Origin of the sequence: Moraxella canis (assembly GCF_034424565.1) — a bacterium.
Taxonomy (GTDB): Bacteria; Pseudomonadota; Gammaproteobacteria; order Pseudomonadales; family Moraxellaceae; genus Moraxella; species Moraxella canis.
The window spans coordinates 1,678,118-1,703,160 of record NZ_CP139961.1; the positions used below are offsets into that span (position 1 = coordinate 1,678,118).

Genomic DNA, 25,043 nt, shown 5'->3' on the forward strand with positions numbered 1-25,043 from the left:
TGCGCTTTGTATCGCTTGTGTCAATAACGCCTAAAGGCTTAATAAACCCAATTCAACCATGGCGCAGCTGACTCGGACGAAACCCTGTGGCAAGCAGTACTACGCCATACACCGCTGCACCCAAGGCGCATATGCCCAATAAAATCAAAACTTTTAGCCATTGACCGCCATCAAATGGATAGTAGGGCAAGATGGCATAAAGTGCAATGATCATGGCAATGCTGGCGGTGGCAAATTGGATCATCATCTTTTTCCAGTGAGCGCCAAAGCGGTAGATGCCTTTACGGTGTAAGATGGCATAAAGCAGCCCAGCATTCACAAAACTTGCAGCCGTTGTCGCCAAAGCCAAGCCGCCATGCAAAGGCAGCTGCGCCACATAAAATAGCCCAATGAACACGACGCTAAAAATCATATTGGCAAATACGGAGATGATGCCAATTTTGACAGGCGTTTTGGTATCTTGACCAGCAAAAAAAGCTGGCGCAAATATTTTGATCAGCATAAATCCTAAGATCCCACCTGACAGCGACTTTAGGGCGATGCCACTCATCAGAGCGTCTTGGTGGGTGAATTGACCACGCACAAACAAAGCATCCATCAAGACATCCGACAAGACAAACATCGCAAGACTGGCTGGCAATCCGATGACGATGATCAGGCGCGCCGCCCAATCAAGTGTCTGGCGAAAAGTGGCGTCATCAGATTTGGCACGGCTAGAAGATAAGCTTGGTAAAATCACCGTACCAATCGCCACGCCAATCAGTCCAAGTGGCAGCTCGCTTAGGCGCTCAGCAGCGTACATCCACGATACTGAGCCTGCCACCATCAGCGATGCAAAGACAGTGCTTAACAGCAGATTGATTTGGGTGACTGACACACCAAAAATCGCAGGCAACATCAGCTTTAAAATACGTCTGACGCCTTCGTCCTTAAAGCCCATCGTGGGCGGCACAAGCAGTTTTTGTTGCCAAAGCTGTGGCAGCTGTATTAGTAGCTGTAATACGCCTGAGATCGCCACCGCATAGCCAAGTGCCATGATCGGCTTATCTAGCATCGGTGAGACAAGCAAGGCGCCGCCAATCATACATAAATTGAGCAAGACAGGCGCAAAAGCAGGGGCAGCAAACCGCCCATAACTTTGTAAAATACTGCCAAAAAACGCCGTCATCGAGATGAATAATAAATACGGAAAGGTCAAGCGCAGAAGCTCAGCGGCGGTGTTAAATTTTTCAGGATCATCGGCAAAACCTGGCGCAAATAAATACACCACTTGCGGTGCCAAAACGATGACCACAACCGTCAATACAAGCAGCACCAAGGATAGCACGCCAGAGACGCGGCTGATGAGTAGCTGAACTTCATTTAAGGTGCGTGCTTCTTTGTATTCAGTCAATACAGGAACAAAGGCTTGAGAGAACGCCCCTTCGGCAAATAAGCGACGCAAAAAATTGGGAATCTTGAAGGCGACCAAAAACGCATCCATCAACCCGCCCGCACCAAAAACGCCCATCAAAACCATGTCTCTGACCAAACCCAAAACGCGAGAGAGCATGGTCATGGAGCTGACGATCATGGTGGAGCGAAAAAGCCGAGATTTTGCCATAGTAGTACGCACTTGCCAAAAAATGCATTATTTTACTTGGTTTTTTAGTAATTTGCTAAGTTTTCTTGGATACTTTGTCAATAAAAGTTATAAAAATTTTGTAAGCTAACATGTCAAGCGACCATGACTTGATCAATTTAGGCAGTTTTTTTAGGCAGTTTTGGCTGACTCAATGGGCGAATCAGTCATCATTTGAGCGACCAAAGCACGCAGCTTTTGCCAATCAAAATAGGTGCCTGGGTCGGTTTTGCGTCCTGGTGCGATGTCGCTATGCCCCATCAAATGACGGCGTGTGGTAGGATAGGCGCGATAAATGGCAGCAATGATTTGGCTAAGCACTTGATATTGAACCTCCTCAAAAGCCTTATCATCTGAGCCTTCAAGCTCAATGCCAATGGTAAAGTCATTACACTCTGTCTGACCCAAATAACATGATCTGCCGGCATGCCAAGCGCGATCATTAAAATTGACAAACTGTGTGACACTACCGCCGCGTTCAATGAATAAATGTGCTGAGACCTTCAGGGTGTGGATGTCTTGAAAATAAGGATGGTCATTGGGGTTTAGCTGATTTTGAAAAAAAGCCTTCACATGATGCAGCCCGTCGGCATTGACTTGTCCAAACTGCGACGGGGGTAGGCTGATATTATGGATAACAATGCCGGTAATTAAGCCTGTTTTATCGGCAGGGCGCGCATTGAAATTTTCAGATTTGATGAATGTTGCACCTTGTAAGATGCCATCTTGTATCACAAAAGCTGAACACATAAGACATACCGATTTGACTGATAATCCCTCATTTTAGCACAGTTTATCACACCAAAAACAGTCAATGACTCAGCTTAAGCTGTGCTACAATGAGCCATGTTATTTGGATTGTTGGAAAATACCATGAAGCACGCCACGAAATTTAGCGCCATCTCTTTGGGTGTCTTTACACTGCCATTTGCGATGAGTTTGCCGACTTATGCTGCCAATGCCATTACTGACGGCACCCAAATCCAGTCAAAAGCACTAACCATGCAAGATGAGTTAGCCACCGCAGCAGCCAGTCAGGCGATGACACCTTATGGGCTCAGTGATCAAGCCTTACAAAGCATCAGTCAATCCGTAGGCTGGCGACGACTGCTGCTATTCAAAGATCAGCCGTCAAGGCGCGATGTCAGCAGTATTGATCATCCTAAGTTTTTCTTATCTGATCAGGGGCGGCAAGATGCGCATGCTGAACTTATCGCCACACTTTCTGCCATGCAAAAAGGTGATGGCGATGCGATTTGTCGTTTTGTTGCACGCGTACATTTTTTAAGTCAGGCTTTGGCGGCGCACGGCATTGATAGTGGTATTGATGAGACGATGTGCAGCGATTTTCAAGCCTTTGCTGATGCGCTGAATGCCAAGCGTTTGTCGCTGATTTTTGCTGAAGAGCACCCCAATAACATCGCGTCTGCCTTTGCGCATGTGCTGATGCGCGCTGATAATGGACAAGACGAAGACCAAGCTGCCACCGCGATCAATTACACCGTACAGTCTAACAGCCCTGATGGCGCTATCGTCTCGACGCTCAAATCCATCTCTGGCGGCTATCCGGGTGTGATGGAAATCATGCCTTATCAAAAAAAGGCAGATGATTATTTGGTCAAAGATGAGCGAGATTTGTGGCAATTTAGCTTGGATCTTACTCCCGAAGAAGTAACGCAAATTGTCCGCCATATTTGGGAAGTCAAAGATATGGAGCGTCCGTATTTTTTTACCCATGATAATTGCGCGACCGAAATTGTCAGGCTGATTGATGTGGTTCGTCCTGAAGGCAGTGTGCAAGCGGAAGTCGGCAATGTCGTCATTCCCTCGCGCATCGCAGCGATCTTGAGCGAGGCAGGCATGGTGACAGACCAAAAATTTATCCCCTCAAATTCAACCATCCGTCAAGCTAAACTGAATAATGGCGAAGATTTTGATATTGCTCATATCGTCCCTAGCCGTAATAATCCCGTCCACTCAATGCCAGTGCATCGTATCGGTGTCGGTGCTGGGATGGATACTCGGCTGGATGATCGCGCGGTTTATGGCATTCAATTAAACACTGCGTATCAAGACTGGCTGGATAATCCACATGGAGTGCGTCCTTTGCTTGATCTGCAAGCGATGTCACTTGAGGTGATCGCTGATGATCAAAAGGTTAAGATCAAAGATTTTACCATCTTTTCAACCCGAAGCCTGAATCCGGCAAATACCGCCAAAAATAACGCCACTGCCAAAAAAGGTGTGGGTCAAGCCTCAGCACTTCGTGTGGGCTTGACGCAGGTCATTGATGCGTCAAATCAGGCCAATAACGATCACTTGGTATTTGATGCACACATCAAAAAAGGTAAAGCTTGGAATTTTGGTCAGCCGCGTCCAGGCAGCGGTGAGATCGCTGACACCACCTGCTATGCATTGGCAGGAGGAGGTGTCCAAGCAGGGCGGATCAATCAAGGCTATCGCATTGGGCTTGGTGCTGATTTGGGCTGCGTACATTATGCCACAGACCGGTTGCGCGGCTTGGTGGAGGTATCATTGCCTTATTATTATCATTCTGATGACGCACCAGGCATGCGCTCAGGCTATCTACAGCCTGCTGTGAGTGTCGGTATGCAGGCAGATGTCGCGCGTTATCATGCCGTGCGTCTGACCGCCAAGCGCGAAAAACTCAACAGCGATTATGCGACACAAGCCATGCTGTCGGTGCAAAGGTATTTTTAAGATGGCAACTTATTTAATTATCGGTCAAGGCAGTATTGGCAAGCCGTTGGCGAAAAGCCTGGCAAAATCTCATACCGTTAAAACAGTCGCCAGAAGCTTGCATGAGTACGACACTTTGGCTGAGCGTATTTATTTTTTACAAAAAGATGCCAGGGATTTGGTTTTGGATGATGTCAAACAGATCACCCACCTTGCCATCATTGTCACGCCATCGAGTACAGGACGAGCGTCGGCTTTGGATTATCAAGAAAGCTATTTGGCGGTGTGTCAGCACATTGTAGATTTGGCGAATCAGTCGTGCGAATGGCACCAAAAGCTTGAGCAGGTATTATTCGTGTCATCCACCTCTGTGTACGGCCAAAATCAAGGCGAGTGGGTTGATGAGACCACGGCTGCACTGCCTGCGACCGATACCGCTCAAGTATTAAAAGATGCTGAAGATCTGCTTTGGCAGACGTTTGGTGATCGCGCCATTATCGTACGCGCCGGTGGAATTTATCATAAAAACAGCACAAGGCTCATTGAGCAGGCGCGCAGAGCTCACCTAGAAGGCATCCCACGCCATCATTATACCAATCGCATCATGGATAGCGATTTGGTGAATTGCTTGTATCAAATTTTGGTCAGTGATCGTCCTAAGCCGTTGTACCTTGCGACAGATAACACACCCGCCACAAGCTTTGAGGTGCTCAGCCATATCGCAAAGAGTCTAAACATCCCATCTCCAGCGCCCATCCTTGCGCCGCCTAGTGGTAAGCGAATCATCGCAAACATTGATGGTGACTGGCTAAGCTATCCCAATTATCAGATAGGATATGATGCTGTGATCGTACATTTGGGCAGGTCGAATTAGGCTGTTCATCAGGGTTTATCTTGCTTTAGCATCTAAAACGATCACCCATTTTCCATAAAAAATACATTAAAAAAGCGGATCAATATCCGCTTTTTTATTTAAGGTTACCAATAGCCTAAAACCTTCCACCACAGACCGCCAATCAGCGTAAACACCACGATATTAACCACACTCATCACAAAGCCGGCTTTCCACCATTCTGGTAAAGTGGTGTAACCTGAGCCAAAGATCACCGGAGAAGTACCGGTGGCGTAGTGCGTCAAAGTCATCATGATGCTTGATGCTGCTGCCATCAATAGGGCAAAAAGCATCGGTGGAGCACCCAAGGCAATGCCTGCCGACAAAAACGCCCCAAACATCGCGGTGATGTGCGCTGTCGTACTGGCAAACATATAATGTGCGTACATATAGGCGATCAGCAGCAACAGACCTGCCGACAAGCCGCCCAGACCCAAGCTTGCGATGCCTGTTTCAAGGCTGGATGAAAACCATGCGATCAATCCAAGCTTATTTAAAAATGTCGCCATCATGATCAAAGCAGCAAACCATACAATCGTATCCCAAGCGCCTTTTTCGGAAGTCACATCTTCCCAAGTCAGCACGCCTGTCAATAACAGCAAGCTTAAACCAATAAAGGCAGTCGCGGTCGCATCAATGGGAAAATTAAACAATAAATTTGGCACGCCTGCCCAGCACAGTAGCAAAATGGCAAAAATCGCCAACATAATTTTTTCGTCACGGCTCATCGCGCCCATGTCAGACAGCTTTTCTTTGGCAAATGTCACGGCATTGGGCGTGTTTTTGATTTTGGGTGGATAGACAAAGTAAAGCACCAACGGCATCAGCGCAAATGCCACTAAGCCTGGAATCAGCATCGCCCAAGCCCACTGACTCCAGCTTAAGCGAAACTCACTGCCCAAGGTTTCGGCGATCAGATTCACCACCAATGGGTTTGGTGCTGTGGCGGTGATGAACATGGCTGAACTGATGGGGTTGCTGTGATAATTCACCAAAGCAAGATATTTACCGATGGTATCTTGGGTGTTTTTGCTTGGTGATGAATCAAAACTGTCTGCAATCGCACGCATGATGGGATGCATGATCGCGCCGCCGCGTGCGGTATTACTGGGCGTGACAGGCGCTAAGATAAGCTCACTAAAAGCCAAGCTGTAGCCAATGCCCAAGGTTTTTTTGCCAAAGATGGCAATGAATAAATAACCAATTCGCGCGCCCAAGCCTGTTTTTAGCAGTCCACGAGAGATCATGATAGACACCCCGATCAGCCAAATCAATGGATTGGCGAAGCTTGACAGCGCATCTTTCATGGCATCATTGGCGCTGCCGCCATCAGCCACCGTGATCCCTGTGACAGCAACCAAAGTGATCGCCAAAATAGAAAGTGCGCCAATGGGCATCGCTTTACCGATAATCGCCGCGATAACCCCAACAAATAACGCAAGCAAATTCCATGCTTGATCAGTCACGCCCTCAGGTGTCGGAATTAAGAGAATGATCACCGCAAGTACGATGGCGATGACGAATGGTATAGGTTTAAAGCCGATTTTCATAGACATTTTTACACCTATTTATTTGGAGGAATGAAAATAAAAGACGCCCAATGCAGGCGCTTTCATTATATTTGAGTCAGTCAAATTAACCTTGTTTTGATTTTATTATACGATAATGACAGTTTTATAAAAAGTCATGAATTAAAATTACACAAGTCAAACCATTTAGTAAATAAATGCCATCCGCCGTAAATTCTGCCATGAAAATCCCCACAAACTGGTGAATTTACGGTAAAATAGCCTGTTAAATGCCACTTTTTATTATAAAGCATCAGAGAGTGATCCCATGAGCGCAGACAATTTATCCACTAATTATAATCCAGCAAATATCGAATCAAAATGGTACGAAACTTGGGAAAATCATGGCTATTTTAAGCCCACTTTTGATAAAGAAAACTCCTTTTCTATCGTTTTGCCGCCGCCAAATGTCACAGGCTCTTTGCACATGGGGCATGGCTTTAACAATGCCGTCATGGACGCCTTAACTCGCTATCATCGCATGAAAGGCTATAACACCCTATGGCAGCCTGGCACCGATCACGCCGGCATCGCCACACAAATGGTGGTGGAGCGTCAGCTGGGGCAGCAAGGGCTTAGCCGCCATGATTTGGGGCGTGAGAAGTTTATTGAAAAAGTGTGGGAGTGGAAAGGTCAATCTGGTGGCAACATCACTCGCCAAATCCGCCGTCTGGGTTCATCGGTGGACTGGTCTCGTGAACGCTTTACCATGGATGACGAGCTGTCGGACGTGGTCAAAGAAGTGTTTGTTCGCTTGCACGAAGACGGTCTGATTTATCGAGGCAAGCGCTTGGTAAACTGGGACGTCAAACTTCAAACCGCCTTATCTGACTTAGAAGTAGAAAGCCATGACGAACAAGGCTCGCTGTGGCATTTTAAGTATTATTTTGCTGACAAAAATCTCACCACCACGGACGGCAAAAATTATTTGGTGGTGGCAACCACTCGCCCTGAGACCTTGCTTGGTGATACCGCCGTTGCTGTCTACCCTGATGATGAACGCTATCAGCATCTGATTGGCAAAATGATTGTCTTGCCCATTACAGGGCGTGAAGTGCCGATTGTCGCTGATGACTATGTGGAAAAAGACTTTGGTACAGGCTGCGTCAAAATCACGCCTGCCCATGATTTTAATGACTATGATGTGGGTAAACGCCATGAATTGCCGCTTATCAACATTTTTGATTTACATGGCTGCGTGCTTAATCACTTTGACTACATAGCCAAAGCAGGCGAGCCAATCAGTCAAAATCCACCGGCACCGAGCGACTATGCAGGGCTTGACCGCTTTGTCGCCCGCAAAAAACTCATCGAACAAGCCCAAAATGAAGGCTGGCTTGAAAAAATCGAACCGCACGCCCTAAAAGTCCCCAAAGGCGACCGCTCTGGTGTGGTGATTGAGCCACTTTTGACCGACCAATGGTATGTCAAAATCGCCCCCCTTGCCAAACCTGCCATAGAAGCGGTACAAAACGGCGACATTAAATTTGTGCCTGAACAGTACACCAATATGTACATGGCATGGATGCGTGATATCCAAGACTGGTGTATCAGCCGTCAGCTGTGGTGGGGTCATCGCATTCCTGCGTGGTACGATGATAAAGGCGGCATCTACGTGGGGCGTGATGAGACGGAAGTTCGCCAAAAACACAACTTAGGCGACACCCCCTTACGCCAAGATGATGATGTGCTAGACACGTGGTTTAGCTCGGCACTGTGGACATTTAGCACGCTTGGCTGGACAGGCACCAACAAAGATTTTGACAATGACATCTTGCAAAAATTCCACCCAACGAGCGTCTTGGTAACTGGCTTTGACATCATTTTCTTTTGGGTGGCTCGTATGATTATGATGACGCTGCATTTTGTCAAAGACAAAGACGGCAAGCCACAAGTGCCCTTTAAAACCGTCTATGTGCATGGGCTTGTGCGTGACGGCGAAGGGCAAAAAATGAGCAAATCTAAGGGCAATGTGCTTGACCCACTGGATTTGATTGATGGTATTGACTTAGAAAGTCTGGTCGCCAAACGCACCACGGGACTCATGAACCCCAAAGACGCCCCCAAAATTGAAAAAGCCACTCGCAAAGAGTTTGCTGACGGCATCGCTGCCTTTGGTACGGACGCCCTGAGATTTGCTTTTGCCAGTCTAGCCAGCACAGGGCGAGACATCAACTTTGATTTAAAACGTGTGGAAGGCTATCGCAATTTTTGTAATAAAATCTATAACGCCACTCGCTTTGTGCTGATGAACTGCCAAGAGCAAGCCATTGGTACAGAGCCTCGCCCAGATTTATGGGGCTTGCCTGAGCAATGGATTGTCAGTCGCTTACAAAAGTGTGAAAAAGCGGTGGCACTGGCGTTTGAGACCTATCGCTTGGATTTGGCGGCACAGGCGATTTATGACTTTATTTGGAATGAGTATTGCGATTGGTATTTGGAGCTGACCAAGCCTGTGCTAAATGACCCTGCTGTCAGCAGTGAACAAAAGTCAGAAATCCGCCGTGTGCTACTGTCCGTGCTAGAAGTCGCTCTACGCCTTGCTCATCCTATCATGCCCTTTATCACCGAAGAGCTGTGGCAGACCATGACGCCGCTACTGGGTAAGGGTGGTGAGAGTATCATGCTAAGTGCTTATCCTGAATGTGATGACAGCAAAATCAACGAACAAGCCGAAAGCGACATGGCATGGCTACAAAGCCTCATCGGTGCGGTGCGTAATATCCGTGGCGAGATGAAGCTGGGTAATGCTGTGCGTCTGCCTGTGCTGATTCAAGGGGCGAGCGATGAACAACAAGCAAGTCTAGTGCGCATTGACAGTCAGTTCAAAGCCCTTGCCAAGGTGGAGAGTCTGACGATTGTGGGCGAAAATGATGAAGTGCCACTGTCATCACAAGCCTTGATTGGCTCACTCAAAGTGCTGGTGCCAATGAAAGGACTGATTGACCCGACCGCCGAAATCGCCCGCCTACAAAAAGTGCGCGATAAACTGCAAGCCCAAGCAGACGGCATCGCCAAAAAGCTGTCCAATGAAGGCTTTGTCGCCAAAGCGCCTGCGGCTGTGGTAGAAGTCGAGCGAACCAAACTCTCTGAGCTAGAAGCTCAGATTGGGGAAGTGGAGAAGCAGTTGGGGGAGCTTGGGAATTTGTAATTCTCATTCATTGCATTAAAGATAGCGTATTCTTTGATACGCTATTGATTACCACAAATCCGCAACTATAATTTGTATGAGTTTTTATGAATGTTATGTCTTCTTTGCCACTTGAAACATTGTTTTTCATAATAGTTATTGTAATTCTCTGCTTTATCTTTCATGTGCGATATGATAAAAATATTTCTGATAAAGCTCCAACGCTTTTAACAACTTTTGGAATTTTTGCAACCTTCTTTGCGATTGCATTTGGTTTGCTACAATTTAATGTTACAAATATACAAGATAGCGTACCTGCATTGTTAGATAGTCTAAAAACTGCTTTTTGGGCTTCTGTCTTTGGTGTGGGCGGTGCTTTAACTTTTAAAATTAGAGATATAATCTTGCCTTTTTATGATGAAGATTATGACGAAGAATTTAATAGGATTTTAATTGAGGAAATTAGACAGCTTAGAGAAGATAATAACCGCCTTTTGGAACAATCCATACAATCACAAAATGAAGCGTTAAAAAATATTGCACAATCTTCGTCTGATGAGTTGGTAAAAGCCTTAGAGGATGTGATTAAAGATTTTAATGCCAAAATTAACGAGCAGTTTGGTGAAAACTTTAAACAACTTAATGAAGCTGTTGGAAAAATTCTAGTTTGGCAAAAACAGTATACTGATTACATAGATACAAGTACAGCTTCATTAAATAATATTATTTTTAATTTTGATAAAATAAGTAATAATTTGAATAGCGTAGTAAATAATTCAGATCAAATAATTAAGGATTTTAATGTATTCGTTGAGCAAGCTAAAAACTTCCAATCAATAGCTGATAATTTAGAAAAGACGTTAGGCAATTTAAATACGCAGAGAGAATCTATCCAAAATCAATTAACCACACTATCTAATTTAGTAAATCAGACCTCCAATAATTTGCCACAAATAGAAAATCAAATACTTGGTATTGCAAACACCATGAAAAATTCAAATGAAGAATTTCATAGAAGAATTGGTGAGTTAGCTACCAATACTGAAAGGCAGACCGGTGCTTTACAGCAAGGTATTGAAAAAGCTCTCACCGAATCTTTGACGGGACTTGGTGGACAACTTGGAGCCATGACAGAGAAATTCGTAAGAGATTATAATGAGCTATCAAATGCCTTAGCACAAATATCTCAAATCACAAGACAGTATGGTAGATAACATGGCTAAAAATTCTGAACAACATTGGATACCACTTGCTGACCTGATGACAGGCTTGATGATGATGTTTATGCTTATAGCTGTACTATATATGCTCAGAGTAAGTAATGCTGTATCAAGCTATACTGCTTCAAAAGATGAACTAGGTAGAGATTTATGTGCAGAATTTTCCAAGGATTTAATAAAATGGCATGCCGAATGTGATAGCAAAAATTTGGTTATTCGCTTTAAATCTCCTGATGTACTATTTGATACAGGTCAATCTACTCTAAAACCACAATTTGCCATAATATTAAATGATTTCTTTCCTAGGTACATTAAAATATTAAGTCAAGATAAGTATAAAGATAATATTGAAGAAATCCGCATAGAAGGTCATACATCAAGTAAATGGAGAATTGGTATAAATGATAATCAAGCCTATTTTTTAAATATGCAATTATCACAAGCTCGTACATTAAGTGTCTTGCAATATGCTCTTGTCAGCACAAACACACAAAATAAAGATTGGGTAAAAGGAATTTTAACCGCGAATGGTTTATCGTCATCTAAACTTATATACAATGATGACGGTACAGAAAACCAACAAGGTTCGCAACGTGTTGAGTTTAAAGTAAGAACCAATGCGGATGAGCATATTCAACAAATCATCAATGATTTAGGGCAAAATAAATGATAATTAATTTACCAAATTTCTTTCAAGACAATAAACTCAATTCCCTAAAAGCAAAAATGGGAATTGACAGATATACTTATGGAAATTTTGGTGATAGTCAAATTCAAGGTATTAGGGACTTACTAAATGGCGAAGGTCAGGATTTTGAAAATATTTCAGAAATTACACCATTAAGCGACCATACACTAACTTACAATAATGAACGAATTATTGTCTATATTAGAGACGTTAGCAATTATGGTCATTATAACTTACCTAGATTTCATATCGCAAAATGTTCAACCTTGCGAAATATGTTTACAAATAACAGAAAAGGTAGATACGTTCGTACTCAAAATGAAACAGGCATATTTTTTGTTAATATTATTAGTGGAAACAAACCAATCAAAAAAGAAGTGCGATTAAATGTTTGTAAAAATTGTTTAGATGTGTTAGGTTGGGAAGGTTATTCTGTTAATACTTGGACTGAGGCACAAAAAGATGATTGTGTTGCAAGATTTACAATTTCAAAATTTTTTGAAGAGTACCCAAAATTCCTATCAGATAACGATGGATTTTCAAGCTCTAAATCACCACTGAATGTATATCCCCCACATTGGACTGAAATTAGTCGTAATTATAGACAAGGAAAAAATTGGACGTGTGAACAATGTGGCGTGGTTTTGATAAATAATCAAGGTCTATTAGAAACTAATCATAAAAATGGTAATAAATATGAGTGTAATGACAGCAACCTAGAAGCGCTGTGTGTAGACTGTCACTCAAAGAGACCTATGCATAGTCATATGCTAAATAACCCAATGACACATACAAGAATTGAGCAAGTTAAAATCATAAAAAAGCAGCAGGGTATCATTTTATGATTTTCCAAACCACCCCAAACACCCCACAATGAGCCTCCACCACTGTCTCAATATCAGGTGAGTAGCCACCACCCATGACCACCGCCACAGGGATACCTGCCTTGTGAGCGGTGGTGAGTACCAGTTTGTCTCGCTCATAGCAACCTGCCATACTAAGCGACAGTTTGCCCAGTTTATCCGTCGCCAGCACATCCACGCCTGCTTGATAAAACAGCATATCAGGGTCAAACTCATGGATAATCTTAGGTAGGGTCTCACCTAGTATCGCCAAATACATCTCATCACCCGTGCCGTCATCGAGCTCTATATCTAGGTCAGACGGCGGTTTATAAAACGGATAATTCTTTTTGCCGTGCATACTAAACACAAAGACACAAGGATGATTTGCCATGATAGACGCATTGCCATTGCCTTGATGAACATCTAAATCCACAATCATAATTCGCCGAGCCTCTTTGCGATTTAAGAGTAGATGGCTGGCAATGCAAATGTCATTAAACACACAAAAGCCCTCGCCATGGTCGGCAAAAGCATGGTGCGTGCCACCTGATACCGACAAGGATATGCCGTATTTTTTGGCGTACAAAGCACATTCATAAGTCCCATGCGCGATATATCGCTCACGCTTGACCAATTCTTTTGACATTGGCAGTCCGATTTTACGGATTTCTTGGGGGCTTAATGTGCCTGTTTTGAGCTTATGCCAGTAATTGGGCGTATGGGTGGTGAGTATTTCATTTTCGGACAAAAGCTGCGGGTGAAATAAATTATCCTGCGTGATGATGCCATCGGCAAGCAGTTTTTTGGGGATGAGCTCATATTTCGCCATCGGAAAACGATGACTATCTGGCACAGCATGGCAAAACAGGGGCGAGTAAGCAATTTTTAGCATGACTTAACTAAAATACATAAAATACGATCAAGCCGATCACTGATATTGATCGGTAGGCTCAAAGTATTGTTCTGAGGGGTCTTGGGTGTGGACATCGGTAGGGTGCTGCAGGTAATCGGTAGCGATGGGGCTAGGGTCGGGCTCATAAAGCACATCATCATACAGCCTTTGGGCAAGCTCAGTTAGGCTTGCTACGCCTTGCAAATGCACGCCCAAAGCTTTATCGCTCAGTGGCGTAAATTCAGCATCTAGGCTGACTTTGGCGCGCACCTCGCCATCAGTTGGATCAAGCTCAATGCTGCCAAATGGCATTGATAGATTCGCTGTCGCGATCGCCATCAGCATCATCGCAAAATGACTGTGCGGCACCACCTCAGGTAAAACGCCAAAGATAGAAACAAGTTGGCTTTTTTCATTAATCCGAAACACGCAGGTCCACTGGTGTTCAGTATCACTAAACAATAAAATCAGATGATGAACTTGTGGCGTTATCGAACTGTTGCTTGAGCGTGCTTCATAGTGCCAACTATGGCGCTCTAAATACTGCATGAGGCGATCGGTGATGGGCTGCTGGCTTACTTCTGATTCAGGCTCGGCGATGGGCTGAGTGTGCTTTTTTGAGCCTTTGGCATCTGATGTCTTGAGTAAAGATTTTAATTTTTTTAATAATTTCATCGCGTTCAGCAAGTTGATCCATAAGCAAAATTTGAAGGGCTATTATAGATAGCATAACAAACTTTTTGGCAGTGTGATAGCTTGGACTAACTCGGTTTAAATTTTAATAAATTAATAAAAGCCAATCAAGCTATCAAACCAAAGATACCGATCTTCGGCTGGCGATCGGTAGATTGTCAATCTTTAAGGCAGAGCATCATTACCATTAATCAAACTGAAAGTTGGTATAAATGTCACTTTGGCTTATTTTTGAGGCGTTTTGCTAAATGCACTCAAATCATAGCCATTTTGGCGCGCGATATCCAGATAGTTTTGATAAATGCGCTCATCAAGGCTTGGCGTGCGTGACAACACCCATAGATATTTGCGATCAGGCGTACCAACCAAGGCAGACGAGTAGTTTTGGGCATCTTCTGTAGTAGCCAGCACCCAATAGTCAGCTTGACCGATTGGCAGTTTTTTGAGAAAGCTTGGTAAAAAACTGACCTTAAGCTTGGCATTGGTATCATCGATCGGGTAAGCTTCGCCATCTGCTGACATTTGACCATCTTTAGTTTGGCAAGTGTTTAAGACCTTGATTTTGCCATTGTCTTTGAGAGTATAATTGGCAGTGACATTGTGCGTACATTTATTTTGAAAGCTCATTGGCAAGCGCCCAATTTCATACCATGTGCCCAAATAATCATCTAGACGCACATGATCGACAGTTTGCGGGGTTTGAGCGGATTGTGATGCGGTGGTCGCACAAGCGCTCACGCCAACAGTCACAATAGCCAAAGCCAAGATTAATGAGGTTTTTAGGCGCATGATAAGCTCCAAGATGTATGAAAGTTCATTGTACCATAAATTTACAGTGCGCTTGTGTGTATTTATGAGTCGGTGGGAACGGTGCTACTTAATAGTGGGCGATCGTATCGGCTTGGCATAGCTTTATTTGGTGTGGTTATGGTAAAATTTAGGTTTAGCCTTATGCAGCGACATTCAGCGGATCGCATTTTTTCATGATTAACCCTGACCATACCATGACCACAGCGACTTTACCTTATCAGACTGATCATAAGCCAATCCTTAGGATTGAGGCACTGGATGTGCAGCGCGGTGATTTTGTGCTGTGCCAAGGGGTGCAACTGACCTTAGGTGCGGGCGATGTGTGCCATCTGATCGGCGAAAATGGCTTGGGTAAAACGACGCTCATGTCTCAGATAGCAGGGCTATTACCTATTGTTAATGGCACTTGTGTATGTACTGGCAGCATGGTATATGTCTCGCATCAGCTTGGCATCAGTACGGCGCTGACCGTAGCACAAAATTTGCGTTTTTTGCTGTCATTATATGGTGTGGATGCAGATGATGACCTGATTGATGAGGCGCTATGGCAAGTGGGGCTTGAGGGGCTGCAAGATGTCTCAAGCGTTCAGCTGTCGGCAGGTCAGATGCGCCGAGTGGGATTGGCTCGCTTATTTGTCTTGACACCAAATGAGGCGCCATTTTGGCTGCTTGATGAGCCGCTGACGGCACTGGATACTGCCATGGTTCAGGGGCTTGAGGCGCGTATTTTGGCATTTGCAAAGGCGGGCGGGACGGTGCTGATGACCAGTCATCAGACGACAAAAGCTGCAAATCGACAGCTGAATTTGGCGGAATTTGCGTTATGATGACTCATCCTTTTTTGACCATGATCGCCCGCGAGTGGCAAATCAAACGACAAGGCGCAGTTCAGTGGCTGTATCCTTTGGTGCTGTTTTTATTGATCATTACGCTATTTCCCTTGGCGATTGGTAATGAGCCACAGCTTTTGCTCAGATTGGCACCGTCGGCGGTGTGGATTGCTGCCTTGCTTGCCTTGGTGATTGGCGTGGATGATTTATTCCGCAGTGAATTTGATAATGGCACCTTAGCACAGATGGTGGTCGCCAAAGCACCCTTGACCATTTGGGTTTTGGCGCGGCTTTTGGTGCATTGGCTCTTTAGTGCAGGCGTGGTGGCAGTCTTATCCTTATTGGTGATTGTGCTGTTTGAGATGCCGTTTGGCGAAGCGGGTATCTTGATGGTTTCGATCCTTGTGGGTTCTCCGATTTTGCTTGGCTTATCTGCCATCGCCAGTAGTTTGACTTTGACACTTAAAAATGGCGCAGTCCTTGTGCCATTGATTGCGCTACCCATGCAGCTGCCTGTGCTGATATTTGCTACTGGTGCAGTGGATTTATATGCCACAGGGTTAAATGGCTTGCCGACATTGGCATTATTGGCGGCAGGCAGTATCATCACGGTGTTGGTGACGCCATGGGTGGTCGCCTCGGTGCTCAAAATGGCATGGGCGGACTAACCCACCAAAGCATCCTAAAGTGAGCTGCTAGCAGGTGTACTACGCCAAGCGATGACAATCAAAAATCGGCATGCCGGCGCGGATTTTGGCTTGGTGATCGGCATCATAATCGGCATAAACAATACAATATCCGCTGTCTGCGACATCAGTGCTGCCACTGTCTGCCATGATTTGCCCATGCGCATCCACAATCATAGAGTGACCCCAAGTCTCGCGTGTGCGACTGCCGATCTGATGGGTGCCGCCTTGGGCTGAGCCGACGATCAGACACTGGCTGTCTAAAGCGCGCGCCTGCAGGAGCATCTGCCAGTGCGCCTCGCCTGTGCGATGCGTAAAAGCCGCTGGCACAGTAATAATATCCGCCCCCATTTGCCTTAGTCTCTGAGCAAGAGCAGGGAATCTGACATCAAAACAAATCATCATGCCAACATTCACTACCTTCCCATCAATGACGCATGGCTCACACACCAACTTGACGCCATGCTCAAACGTTTTACCTTCATCATAGCTGCCTGTGCTGTCATCAACGGTCGCTCGAAACAGATGAATTTTATCATAGCGTGCCTTGATATGACCTTGATCATCGATCAGCAGGCTGACTTGTCTGACAAGATCGTCACGCACATCGCTGCCATCAGGACGAGTCGGGCAAGGCAAAGTGCCTGCCAACAGATGCACGCCGTGCGTCTTGGCTAGCGATTGATAAAACTGGCAAACTTCATCAAAGCGATCAGCAAGCTCAGTCTGCCGACCCATGACGCAAGCATTTTCGGGTAATGTGATGAACTTAGCACCATGATGGGCGGCTTCGCTGACGGCATCATTGATCGTGCTTAGATTGGCATCAATGTCGGTTTGGCTATTTAGCTGAATACTGGCAATGCGAATGGTCATGACATCCCCTTGATTTTTCAGATGATTTTTATTTATTAACTTATCGATATTTGTTTGAATTGTCAAGGCGGCATCAGGCACATTAATACAAGATTACAACAAAACTGCTTGCAAAATTAGGCAAGCTGTGCGATATTAAAAACATACCCAATGACGATCTCTAACAGGCATTTGATCATCATTGGGTATTTTTTGGTGCATTTAAAAGTTGCTTAGACTGGGCTTATTCTCTATCAGGTGTATCAGCCACCGCCAACGGCTTGCACGACTTCGATACTCATGCCGTCCTTTAGCTCTGTGGCAGTTAAGCGCGATTTTGGCACGAGCACCCCGTCGATTTCTACCGCAAAGCGCCCTTGGGTCAAGCCTTGGGCATCAAGTAGCTCAAATACCGTTGAATGATCCGATTCGGTCGGTTGTCCGTTTAAAGTGACTTGTTTCATGGTCTAAATTTTGATTAAATTGACTTAAATAGAGCGAGTGTTTTTGGCGATTTGCAGGGCAAATACTAGCCAACCGATAATTAATAAAGTTCCGCCGATGGGCGTGATCGCACCAAGCCAACGAGGTGCACCAAGCGCCATGGCATACAGCGTGCCTGAAAATATCACAATCCCTACCTGTAATAATAACGCTGCCAAAGCGGAGCGATAGCGTCCGATATGATGTAAAACCCCAATGACTAATAACCCTAAAGCATGAATGAATAAATATAGCGTTGCAGTTTGCCAAATCTGCAACGCATACTCATCCGCGATGCGCTTTAGCCCATGCGCCCCAAATGCCCCTAAGCCGACGCCTAAGGCAAGATTAAGCGCAGCCACCGAAAGCCAATTGATCTTAGGAGTCATAACAGTCTTCTATATGATGATAATTAAAATACAACAAATTAGTCAAAATAAATCAGCCAAATCAAGCCTTTTATTCATCAATGATCATACGATCAAGGGTGATGGCTTCTTTGATTTTATTCATGGCGTTTTTTTCGATTTGACGGACGCGTTCGGCAGAAATATTATAAGTTGCCGCAAGTTCATGCAAGGTGGATTTTTGGTCAGCGAGCCAACGCTGCGTGATGATATCACGAGAGCGCTCATCCAAACTCTCCATCGCGTCTTTGAGTGCCGTGGTGGTATTTTCCTCCCAATCTGCCTCCTCCACGACATCGGCAGGATTGACAGCATCCTCCAAAAACAGCTGCGGAGCATAGCGTCCTTCGTCATCATCCGAATCTTGCGCCTCAAAAGAGGCATCATAACTGGTCAAGCGTGATTCCATCTCCAAAACTTGCTTGACGGTCACATTTAGGTCATTGGCGATGGCGGTTGCTTCATCTAAGGTCAGCTGATTAGAGGATTTTTTTAGACTGCGTAAATTAAAAAACAATTTACGATGCGCTTTGGTCGTGGCAACCTTAACGATGCGCCAATTTTTGATCACAAATTCATGAATCTCAGCTTTAATCCAATGCACCGCAAAGCTGACCAAGCGCACCCCTTTATTAGGATCAAAGCGCTTGACGGCTTTCATTAAGCCAAGATTGCCTTCTTGGATCAGATCAGCTTGGGATAAGCCATATCCTGAATAACTGCGTGCAATATGAATGACAAATCTTAAGTGGCTCATCACAAGCAGTCGAGCTGCTTCAACGTCGCCATCATTATAATAACGCTCCGCCAAGGCGCGCTCTTCTTCAGGCGTCAAAATAGGAATCTGGTGCACAGTATTGATGTACGCGCCCAAATTCACCCCAGGCGCCGCCAAATGTGTCGGCATGGCAGGCACCAAATCACGCGTGGCGATAGTATCTGTATCAGATGGCGTGCGTTGAGTCTTAGGGGTGGTAGCATCTTTGGGTGCATCGATATCGCCATAATCATCCATGTCTTCGATGACTTCGGCGTATTCTTCATCATCAACCTCATGAAAGCCATCAAGCGCTTCGATCAAATCCTCATCAAGCTCATCATCATACGCATCATCATAGCCGTCATAGTCCTGATCATAATCATTATCGTTATCTTGGGTGCGTTTGGGTGCCATTTTGTCCCTGTATTATTCTCAAAATCTTAGTGCTATTGTAGGCAATTTTCTAAAAATTAGCTAGTCTCTAATCTTTGAATCACATAAATTTTACAATCTGTAAAATTTGACTAACCTTGATTTTCTTTAGGTGGATCTTTTATCAATGCAGTTTGATCTTAGTTTGTAGGCTTGATGATGATAAAGTGATAAACAGGCGCATCACTGATCACATCAAGACTGTGCCATGTGTGTACAATAAGGGCGTTTTTGGTGCAATAAGCCACCAAGTCTTTTTGGGAGTTTGGGTCGGTGGCGATCAGATACAGCGCTTGGTTGTCAGCGACTTGACGCAGCGTGACTTTAGCTTTTAATAAGGGCATTGGACAAGGCAGATTTCGAGCATCATAAAATGCCTCTACTGTGTCTGAGGGGAGGTTTAGTTCGTGTAGTTTGTCGGTTAAATGATCTTTGAAAGTGGGTCTTTCTGCTGCTGTGAGTGTGTCAAAAATGTGAGTCATAATCTGTGCCACCGAATAAAAGTGATATAAACATGGGGGTAGCGGCAGATTTTACAAGGATGGATTCTGTCCTTATTCCAAAAAGTGACTTTATAAGACACTAGATTAGATGCAATGGTTGGTCACATGCGTCTCGATACTATCTGCTTTGTATGAAAATGTCTTAATGTTTCTAATTTATTTTTCATCAGTAAAATTATTGACGCTTTTTACAAAATTTATTAAAATGATAATTGTTATTATTTATATTTAAATTCTTATCTGTAATTTTTCTTGTTATTTATGTATTGAGTAAATATGGGAGAGTCTTCGTGAAAGAGCTATCAAAATATGGCTTAATGGTTGCTGGGGCGCTGCTTTTGACAGCATGTGCCGCCAATAAAGGTGGATTTGATTTGGCGGCTGTTGAACCGCCTGCTAATATAAAAAACGATCGACCGAAATTGCAAGATGCCCCCAGAGAGCCGCGCACTCAAGAGCAGATTGATGTGATGTTTGAGCCTTCATTGGGGGTGGAAGTGTCTTTGCTTGAGCCTAACACTCATTCAAGTCAAGGTGATTATGAGCTGTCTTTTGATGCTGAGAGCATCGTTGCCATTCATGATGAGCTTGATCAACTGACCGAGCGTCAAATCAAGGAATTAAATGCCAGCCCCAGACGTAGCGCCGCCACCATTTCTGGTACGCATGATGATGGTAACGGATTTTTTGCCAGCCGCAATCGTGATTATCTAAAATTTGTGAAATCAGGGTGGATTGCAGACTTAGAAACCAAAGGCAAGTTCAATTTTGCAGAAAATCAAGTTTACCGTGGTATTAATGGCAGTGTATTTTACTTGGGAAAAAACCCTGCCACGGCCTTGCCAATAGGTCAAGTAATTACTTATAAAGGTGATTGGGATTATGCGACGAACGCAGTCAAATCTCGTGAACCCTCTTCTGAATTTACTTCAGAAGTCAGAACATATCCAGGTCAGCGCCATAGCGCCTTGTCTTATCATGAATCGGTGGTAAACGATGCTAAATTGCGTCAAGCAGGCAAGCATCAAGATGGCAGTCAGCCGCATAGTCATAGCAGTGAGTTTATCGTGGATTTTGATAAGAAATCCCTGACAGGTGCCTTGAAATATAATAAATACGATCAAGCTGCTCAAGCGACCAAAACCCAAGACAGATATACCATTGATGCCAAGCTGCATGGCAACCGCTTTAGAGGCAGTGCTACGGCAGTTAATGCAGACGACCCTTATTTTGGGGCAAGCTCAAGCACGTTAGAAGGGGGATTTTTTGGGAGTAATGCCGAAGAATTGGCGGGTAAATTTTTGACTGATGATAATTCGCTGTTTGGCGTATTTGGCGCACGTCAATTTAATGAAGGTAGTTTTGATAATATCGCTGAGGCAACCCCAATGTACGATGCCGTTCAAATGGATATGAAAGATTTCTTACAATCAAATCTAGACACCTTTGGTAATGCTAATAAACTGGTGATCAATGGGCGATCTTTTTCATTATTGTCTGATGAAGATGCCCAGCAGTTTATGGTATATAAAAAATACCACTTAGGTGATGACAAAACTTTAAACATTAATGTTTGCTGCCAGAATTTGGATTATCTGAAATTTGGTAATTATTATCTTGAACAACAAGGTGATAAACAAAATAGCTATTTATTTTTGACTGGAGAGCGTACGCCGTTGGCACAAATGACAAACTCAGGTAAGTTTGAGTATGCGGGCACTTGGGAGGCAAATATCTTAACCCAAGGTCAAAAAGTGGGCGCAATCAGCCCCAGTCAAGGAGCGGCAGGCAGCCGAGCCAAATTTGAAGTAGATTTTGATAGTAAAGCTTTGACGGGGTCTTTATTTCAAGAAAATGGCGCTTCGCCAGCCATCATGATCAAAGAGGGTGTGATCCGTGGTAATGGCTTTGACGCCAAATTTAACAGCAGCCCTACCGGCATCGTATTAGACAGGGTGACAGGTGATTCGGCTCATGTATCTGGACGTGTTTTGGGCGGTTTTTATGGACCAAACGCCATTGAGCTTGGCGGCCATTTTATGAGCGACGCTGACAGCCAAGATAAGGTTCAGGGCGTTTTTGGGGCAAGAAAACAAGTGGCAAGTCAATAAATACAAAGGCATGATCATGAAACAACAATCAATCAATTTTAAAGTGAACACCATCTATCTTGCGGTGATGACAGCGCTACTAAGCAGTACAGCGGCCTACGCCCAGCAAAGTGATGAAACCAATCAGTCTGAGGAGCCAACAGTAGTTTTGGAGGCGGTAACTGTTGAAAACTTCAGTCGATTAGGGCGTAAAAGCACAGAAATTACGGGATTGGGTAAAATTGTCAAGCATGCCAAAGATATTGATGAAGAGCAAATCATGGGCATGCGAGATTTGACGCGATATGACCCAGGTATTTCGGTGGTGGAGCAAGGCAGGGGTGCGACCAGTGGATATTCCATTCGAGGTGTGGATAAAAATCGTGTCGGCTTGCAAGTAGATGGCTTGGTTCAAGCGCAGTCGTATATCACTGAACATTCAGATGCCAATGGTGGCGCCATCAATGAAATTGAGTATGAAAATGTTCGCTCAATTGAGCTTAGTAAAGGTTCTGCTTCTGCTGAATTTGGTAGCGGTGCTTTGGGCGGTGCGGTGAGCTTTCGAACCAAAGAGTCCAAAGATATTATCAAAGAAGGTCAGAATTGGGGTATCAATGCCAAAACGGCTTATAGCAGCAAAAATAATCAGCACCTTAATACGGTCGGTGTTGCTGGTAGAGTGGGTAGTTTTGAAGGTTTGTTACAATTTACTCACCGTAAAGGCAATGAAATCGAAGCACATAAAGATGTCAAAGATATCCCACAGTCCATCACTCGCGTGGGCGCATTTGCCACACCGTATGAGCTAAGACCTGCACCTTGGAATAGTGCTGGTGAGGCAGAAATACTAAAATCTGCGGGATGGTTTGTGCTAAAAGAAGAATGTCCAACTTTGACAAATTGCACGCCAAAACCAAAGGCTGAGATGACCCAAGAGATTAATACACGCCATACGCCTCGCAGCGAGCCGCCTTATACGCCTAAGGAGCAAGCTATCTATGACAGCATGGGACATATCGTAGAGCAGGTGGGTAGTGAGCAGTATACAGGCGAAAATCGAGCTTTGCCCAACCCAATGGATTATGAGTCAGAATCGCTATTTTTTAAAGGTGGATATCACATCGATGACAAGCATTATCTAGGTGCTGTTATTGAGCGAACCAAACAAGAATATGATGTTCAAGATAAAACTAAGCCTGCTTATCTAAGCCTAAAGGAGCTTAAAGACAACCATGGTCGTGGCTCTGTAGCAAGAGGGTTATATACAAAAGATAATATCCACGAAGGCGTTGTGCTAGATATCTTGCCTTTTAGGCGTACGGCAATGTATACCCACGGTGTGTATTATGATGAGAACCATGATAAATCTCGTTATGGAGTAACTTATCGCTACAAAAACTCTGATAAACAAGGAGTGATGGATAACTTATCATTGAGCTTTGATCGACAGGATATTTCTTTAGATACATTTTTGCATGAACATAGATGTTCTGACTATCCTAATTTTGATAAGGACTGTTTGCCGAGCGCGGATAAGCCTTGGTCGTCTTATTACTCTCATCGCAATCAATACGAAGAGATACACAATGTGTGGCAGCTGACGGCTGACAAACGCCTAAAATTTGCAAATATGGCGCATGAGCTTAATTTCTTGGCAGGGGTTGATGATTTTAAGTCCAATCTGTATCGTGGCGATTATTTGGGCATCACAGCCAATGGCGAATGGAAATCTTTGGGTGGTAATGGCACTTATGAGGATCCTGATATTTATGAAAGGCTCCCTACCCAAGTGGTCGCGACCAATTACTGTCAAGCAAAAGGTATTGGTTTGGCGCAGTGTGGCACCAGAACCATCACAGGGCAAAATCAATTTATTGCCTTGCGAGATCATATTGAGATGAATAAATACCTAAAACTTGGCTTAGGTGCGCGCTATGATCATCATACATTTAAATCCGATGACAAATACACGGGCACTGGTAAATTCAGTAATTGGTCTTATAATGCAGGTTTGACCGTTAATCCAACGGATAATATTGCGTTATCTTATCGCTATTCTAATGCGTTTCGAGTTCCGGCATTTTATGAGCTGTTTGGCAGACGAGGTTCATTTGACCCAAGTAATCCTATCAGTCATGAACAGCAATATGTGTCTAATTTAAAGCCAGAAAAGGCTACCAATCGAGAGTTTGGCATTGGGCTTATGTCAGAATTGGGCTATTTAGAGATTAGCCATTTTACAAATAAATATAAAGATTTGATTGTGGCGGCATCACGCCGACCTGATCTTAGCCAGCCAGCCACTGACGATGGCTACCATAATGTGCATGACATTGATTTAAAAGGCATTAATGTTTTGGGCAAGATTGATTGGTATAGCGTTTGGAATAGATTACCAGATGGCTTATACAGCACATTTGCTTACAACAAAATAAAAGTAAAAAATGCCAATGCAAAAGAAGGTTTTGTCTTTACGTCTACGCCGCTATTAGACACGCTGCAACCTGCCCGATATGTGGCTGGTGTGGGTTATGACGACCCTGATGACAAATGGGGCATTAATCTGATGGCTACTTATTCGGAGTCAAAAGATACCGAAGAGCTTTTGGGTCGGCAAAAAGGCGGCTACAAAAACCATGTCGCGGCGACAAAATTTGCCAGCAAACATTGGTATACTTATGATCTGACTGGATTTTGGAATTTGAATGATAATTTTACGGTACGTGCTGGAATCTATAATTTACTTAATAGAAAATACAGTACTTGGGAGGCGATTCGCCAGTCTTCAGTTAATGCCGTCAATCCAGAGACTAGTAATCATGTGGCTCGATATGCAGCACCAGGTCGTAATTTTAATGTTGCGCTTGAAATGAAGTTTTAAGTTTAGTGAATATTGATACAAAGTGCCAGAGAACAGCTGGCGCTTTTTATTATGTAG

Annotated in this window: 21 protein-coding genes; 10 read left to right on the top strand and 11 right to left on the bottom strand. The window is 44.3% G+C overall.

Going from position 1 to position 25,043, the window contains the following annotated elements; translation table 11 throughout:
- Positions 1 to 52 precede the first annotated feature (52 nt).
- Entirely contained in the window at positions 53 to 1,603 is a 1,551-nt protein-coding gene (gene murJ, locus U0021_RS07645; protein WP_114800334.1) for a murein biosynthesis integral membrane protein MurJ, read from the bottom strand.
- Between the two features lie 150 nt (positions 1,604 to 1,753).
- Positions 1,754 to 2,371 carry a 1,6-anhydro-N-acetylmuramyl-L-alanine amidase AmpD gene (gene ampD, locus U0021_RS07650; protein WP_114800333.1) on the bottom strand — a complete coding sequence of 206 codons (618 nt, stop codon included), beginning with the start codon at positions 2,369 to 2,371 and terminating at the stop codon, positions 1,754 to 1,756.
- Positions 2,372 to 2,494: 123 nt separating this feature from the next.
- Between ampD and U0021_RS07655 the strand changes: the two genes are divergently transcribed.
- Positions 2,495 to 4,342 (top strand): Lnb N-terminal periplasmic domain-containing protein, encoded by a 1,848-nt coding sequence (locus U0021_RS07655; RefSeq protein WP_114800342.1) that lies wholly within the window; start codon positions 2,495 to 2,497, stop codon positions 4,340 to 4,342.
- A gap of 1 nt (position 4,343) precedes the next feature.
- Positions 4,344 to 5,195 carry an NAD-dependent epimerase/dehydratase family protein gene (locus U0021_RS07660; RefSeq protein WP_114800332.1) on the top strand — a complete coding sequence of 284 codons (852 nt, stop codon included), beginning with the start codon at positions 4,344 to 4,346 and terminating at the stop codon, positions 5,193 to 5,195.
- A gap of 104 nt (positions 5,196 to 5,299) precedes the next feature.
- On the opposite strand, the gene U0021_RS07665 is transcribed toward U0021_RS07660, so the two are convergent.
- Positions 5,300 to 6,757: a DASS family sodium-coupled anion symporter gene (locus U0021_RS07665; RefSeq protein WP_205276520.1), complete on the bottom strand. Its 1,458-nt coding sequence runs from the start codon at positions 6,755 to 6,757 to the stop codon at positions 5,300 to 5,302.
- A 292-nt stretch (positions 6,758 to 7,049) separates the two neighbouring features.
- Between U0021_RS07665 and U0021_RS07670 the strand changes: the two genes are divergently transcribed.
- The 4 genes from U0021_RS07670 to U0021_RS07685 all read left to right on the top strand — a co-directional run bounded on the left by U0021_RS07670 (position 7,050) and on the right by U0021_RS07685 (position 12,664).
- Positions 7,050 to 9,932 carry a valine--tRNA ligase gene (locus U0021_RS07670; RefSeq protein ID WP_114800331.1) on the top strand — a complete coding sequence of 961 codons (2,883 nt, stop codon included), beginning with the start codon at positions 7,050 to 7,052 and terminating at the stop codon, positions 9,930 to 9,932.
- 86 nt (positions 9,933 to 10,018) lie between these two features.
- On the top strand, positions 10,019 to 11,125 hold the full coding sequence (locus tag U0021_RS07675; RefSeq protein WP_078255232.1) for a hypothetical protein: 1,107 nt from the start codon (positions 10,019 to 10,021) through the stop codon (positions 11,123 to 11,125).
- A 1-nt stretch (position 11,126) separates the two neighbouring features.
- On the top strand, positions 11,127 to 11,801 hold the full coding sequence (locus tag U0021_RS07680) for an OmpA/MotB family protein (protein ID WP_227538688.1): 675 nt from the start codon (positions 11,127 to 11,129) through the stop codon (positions 11,799 to 11,801).
- Complete coding sequence (locus U0021_RS07685) at positions 11,798 to 12,664, top strand: hypothetical protein (protein WP_078255231.1); 867 nt, start codon at positions 11,798 to 11,800, stop codon at positions 12,662 to 12,664. Before U0021_RS07680 ends, U0021_RS07685 begins: the two co-directional genes overlap by 4 nt.
- On the opposite strand, the gene U0021_RS07690 is transcribed toward U0021_RS07685, so the two are convergent.
- The 3 genes from U0021_RS07690 to U0021_RS07700 all read right to left on the bottom strand — a co-directional run bounded on the left by U0021_RS07690 (position 12,654) and on the right by U0021_RS07700 (position 15,038).
- Positions 12,654 to 13,556 carry a histone deacetylase family protein gene (locus tag U0021_RS07690; RefSeq protein ID WP_114800330.1) on the bottom strand — a complete coding sequence of 301 codons (903 nt, stop codon included), beginning with the start codon at positions 13,554 to 13,556 and terminating at the stop codon, positions 12,654 to 12,656. The genes U0021_RS07685 and U0021_RS07690 overlap by 11 nt on opposite strands.
- Positions 13,557 to 13,592: 36 nt before the next feature.
- A complete protein-coding gene (locus tag U0021_RS07695; protein WP_114800329.1) occupies positions 13,593 to 14,231 on the bottom strand; it encodes a type III secretion system chaperone family protein in 639 nt (212 codons plus the stop codon).
- Between the two features lie 243 nt (positions 14,232 to 14,474).
- Positions 14,475 to 15,038, bottom strand: coding sequence for a lipocalin family protein (locus U0021_RS07700; RefSeq protein ID WP_114800328.1), 564 nt, complete (start codon positions 15,036 to 15,038; stop codon positions 14,475 to 14,477).
- Between the two features lie 194 nt (positions 15,039 to 15,232).
- On the opposite strand from U0021_RS07700, the gene ccmA reads away from it, so the two are divergent.
- Positions 15,233 to 15,886 (top strand): heme ABC exporter ATP-binding protein CcmA, encoded by a 654-nt coding sequence (ccmA, locus tag U0021_RS07705; protein ID WP_227538687.1) that lies wholly within the window; start codon positions 15,233 to 15,235, stop codon positions 15,884 to 15,886.
- A complete protein-coding gene (locus tag U0021_RS07710) occupies positions 15,883 to 16,557 on the top strand; it encodes a heme exporter protein CcmB (RefSeq protein WP_049236386.1) in 675 nt (224 codons plus the stop codon). Before ccmA ends, U0021_RS07710 begins: the two co-directional genes overlap by 4 nt.
- A gap of 39 nt (positions 16,558 to 16,596) precedes the next feature.
- On the opposite strand, the gene U0021_RS07715 is transcribed toward U0021_RS07710, so the two are convergent.
- The 5 genes from U0021_RS07715 to U0021_RS07735 all read right to left on the bottom strand — a co-directional run bounded on the left by U0021_RS07715 (position 16,597) and on the right by U0021_RS07735 (position 19,994).
- Positions 16,597 to 17,451 (bottom strand): carbon-nitrogen hydrolase family protein, encoded by an 855-nt coding sequence (locus U0021_RS07715; RefSeq protein ID WP_114800340.1) that lies wholly within the window; start codon positions 17,449 to 17,451, stop codon positions 16,597 to 16,599.
- A 242-nt stretch (positions 17,452 to 17,693) separates the two neighbouring features.
- Entirely contained in the window at positions 17,694 to 17,894 is a 201-nt protein-coding gene (gene thiS / locus U0021_RS07720) for a sulfur carrier protein ThiS (RefSeq protein ID WP_114800327.1), read from the bottom strand.
- Between the two features lie 24 nt (positions 17,895 to 17,918).
- The gene (locus U0021_RS07725) at positions 17,919 to 18,302 is read right to left on the bottom strand and encodes a DUF423 domain-containing protein (protein WP_114800326.1); all 384 of its coding nucleotides are present in this window, start codon (positions 18,300 to 18,302) and stop codon (positions 17,919 to 17,921) included.
- Between the two features lie 70 nt (positions 18,303 to 18,372).
- The gene (gene rpoH / locus U0021_RS07730; RefSeq protein WP_205276515.1) at positions 18,373 to 19,227 is read right to left on the bottom strand and encodes an RNA polymerase sigma factor RpoH; all 855 of its coding nucleotides are present in this window, start codon (positions 19,225 to 19,227) and stop codon (positions 18,373 to 18,375) included.
- A 425-nt stretch (positions 19,228 to 19,652) separates the two neighbouring features.
- Positions 19,653 to 19,994 (bottom strand): sulfurtransferase TusA family protein, encoded by a 342-nt coding sequence (locus U0021_RS07735; RefSeq protein WP_114800324.1) that lies wholly within the window; start codon positions 19,992 to 19,994, stop codon positions 19,653 to 19,655.
- 311 nt (positions 19,995 to 20,305) lie between these two features.
- Between U0021_RS07735 and U0021_RS07740 the strand changes: the two genes are divergently transcribed.
- Both U0021_RS07740 and U0021_RS07745 read left to right on the top strand, forming a co-directional pair.
- A complete protein-coding gene (locus U0021_RS07740) occupies positions 20,306 to 22,126 on the top strand; it encodes a transferrin-binding protein-like solute binding protein (protein ID WP_114800323.1) in 1,821 nt (606 codons plus the stop codon).
- A gap of 16 nt (positions 22,127 to 22,142) precedes the next feature.
- A complete protein-coding gene (locus U0021_RS07745; RefSeq protein WP_327037441.1) occupies positions 22,143 to 24,986 on the top strand; it encodes a lactoferrin/transferrin family TonB-dependent receptor in 2,844 nt (947 codons plus the stop codon).
- The last annotated feature ends 57 nt before the right edge of the window (positions 24,987 to 25,043 follow it).

Coding starts and splice junctions, on each gene's coding strand:
- murJ (WP_114800334.1), bottom strand. CDS start 1,603: ATGGCAAAATCTCGGCTTTTTCGCTCCACCATGATCGTCAGCTCCATG.
- ampD (WP_114800333.1), bottom strand. CDS start 2,371: ATGTGTTCAGCTTTTGTGATACAAGATGGCATCTTACAAGGTGCAACA.
- U0021_RS07655 (WP_114800342.1), top strand. CDS start 2,495: ATGAAGCACGCCACGAAATTTAGCGCCATCTCTTTGGGTGTCTTTACA.
- U0021_RS07660 (WP_114800332.1), top strand. CDS start 4,344: ATGGCAACTTATTTAATTATCGGTCAAGGCAGTATTGGCAAGCCGTTG.
- U0021_RS07670 (WP_114800331.1), top strand. CDS start 7,050: ATGAGCGCAGACAATTTATCCACTAATTATAATCCAGCAAATATCGAA.
- U0021_RS07675 (WP_078255232.1), top strand. CDS start 10,019: ATGAATGTTATGTCTTCTTTGCCACTTGAAACATTGTTTTTCATAATA.
- U0021_RS07680 (WP_227538688.1), top strand. CDS start 11,127: ATGGCTAAAAATTCTGAACAACATTGGATACCACTTGCTGACCTGATG.
- U0021_RS07685 (WP_078255231.1), top strand. CDS start 11,798: ATGATAATTAATTTACCAAATTTCTTTCAAGACAATAAACTCAATTCC.
- U0021_RS07690 (WP_114800330.1), bottom strand. CDS start 13,556: ATGCTAAAAATTGCTTACTCGCCCCTGTTTTGCCATGCTGTGCCAGAT.
- U0021_RS07695 (WP_114800329.1), bottom strand. CDS start 14,231: ATGAAATTATTAAAAAAATTAAAATCTTTACTCAAGACATCAGATGCC.
- U0021_RS07700 (WP_114800328.1), bottom strand. CDS start 15,038: ATGCGCCTAAAAACCTCATTAATCTTGGCTTTGGCTATTGTGACTGTT.
- ccmA (WP_227538687.1), top strand. CDS start 15,233: ATGATTAACCCTGACCATACCATGACCACAGCGACTTTACCTTATCAG.
- U0021_RS07710 (WP_049236386.1), top strand. CDS start 15,883: ATGATGACTCATCCTTTTTTGACCATGATCGCCCGCGAGTGGCAAATC.
- U0021_RS07715 (WP_114800340.1), bottom strand. CDS start 17,451: ATGACCATTCGCATTGCCAGTATTCAGCTAAATAGCCAAACCGACATT.
- thiS (WP_114800327.1), bottom strand. CDS start 17,894: ATGAAACAAGTCACTTTAAACGGACAACCGACCGAATCGGATCATTCA.
- U0021_RS07725 (WP_114800326.1), bottom strand. CDS start 18,302: ATGACTCCTAAGATCAATTGGCTTTCGGTGGCTGCGCTTAATCTTGCC.
- rpoH (WP_205276515.1), bottom strand. CDS start 19,227: ATGCCGACACATTTGGCGGCGCCTGGGGTGAATTTGGGCGCGTACATC.
- U0021_RS07735 (WP_114800324.1), bottom strand. CDS start 19,994: ATGACTCACATTTTTGACACACTCACAGCAGCAGAAAGACCCACTTTC.
- U0021_RS07745 (WP_327037441.1), top strand. CDS start 22,143: ATGAAACAACAATCAATCAATTTTAAAGTGAACACCATCTATCTTGCG.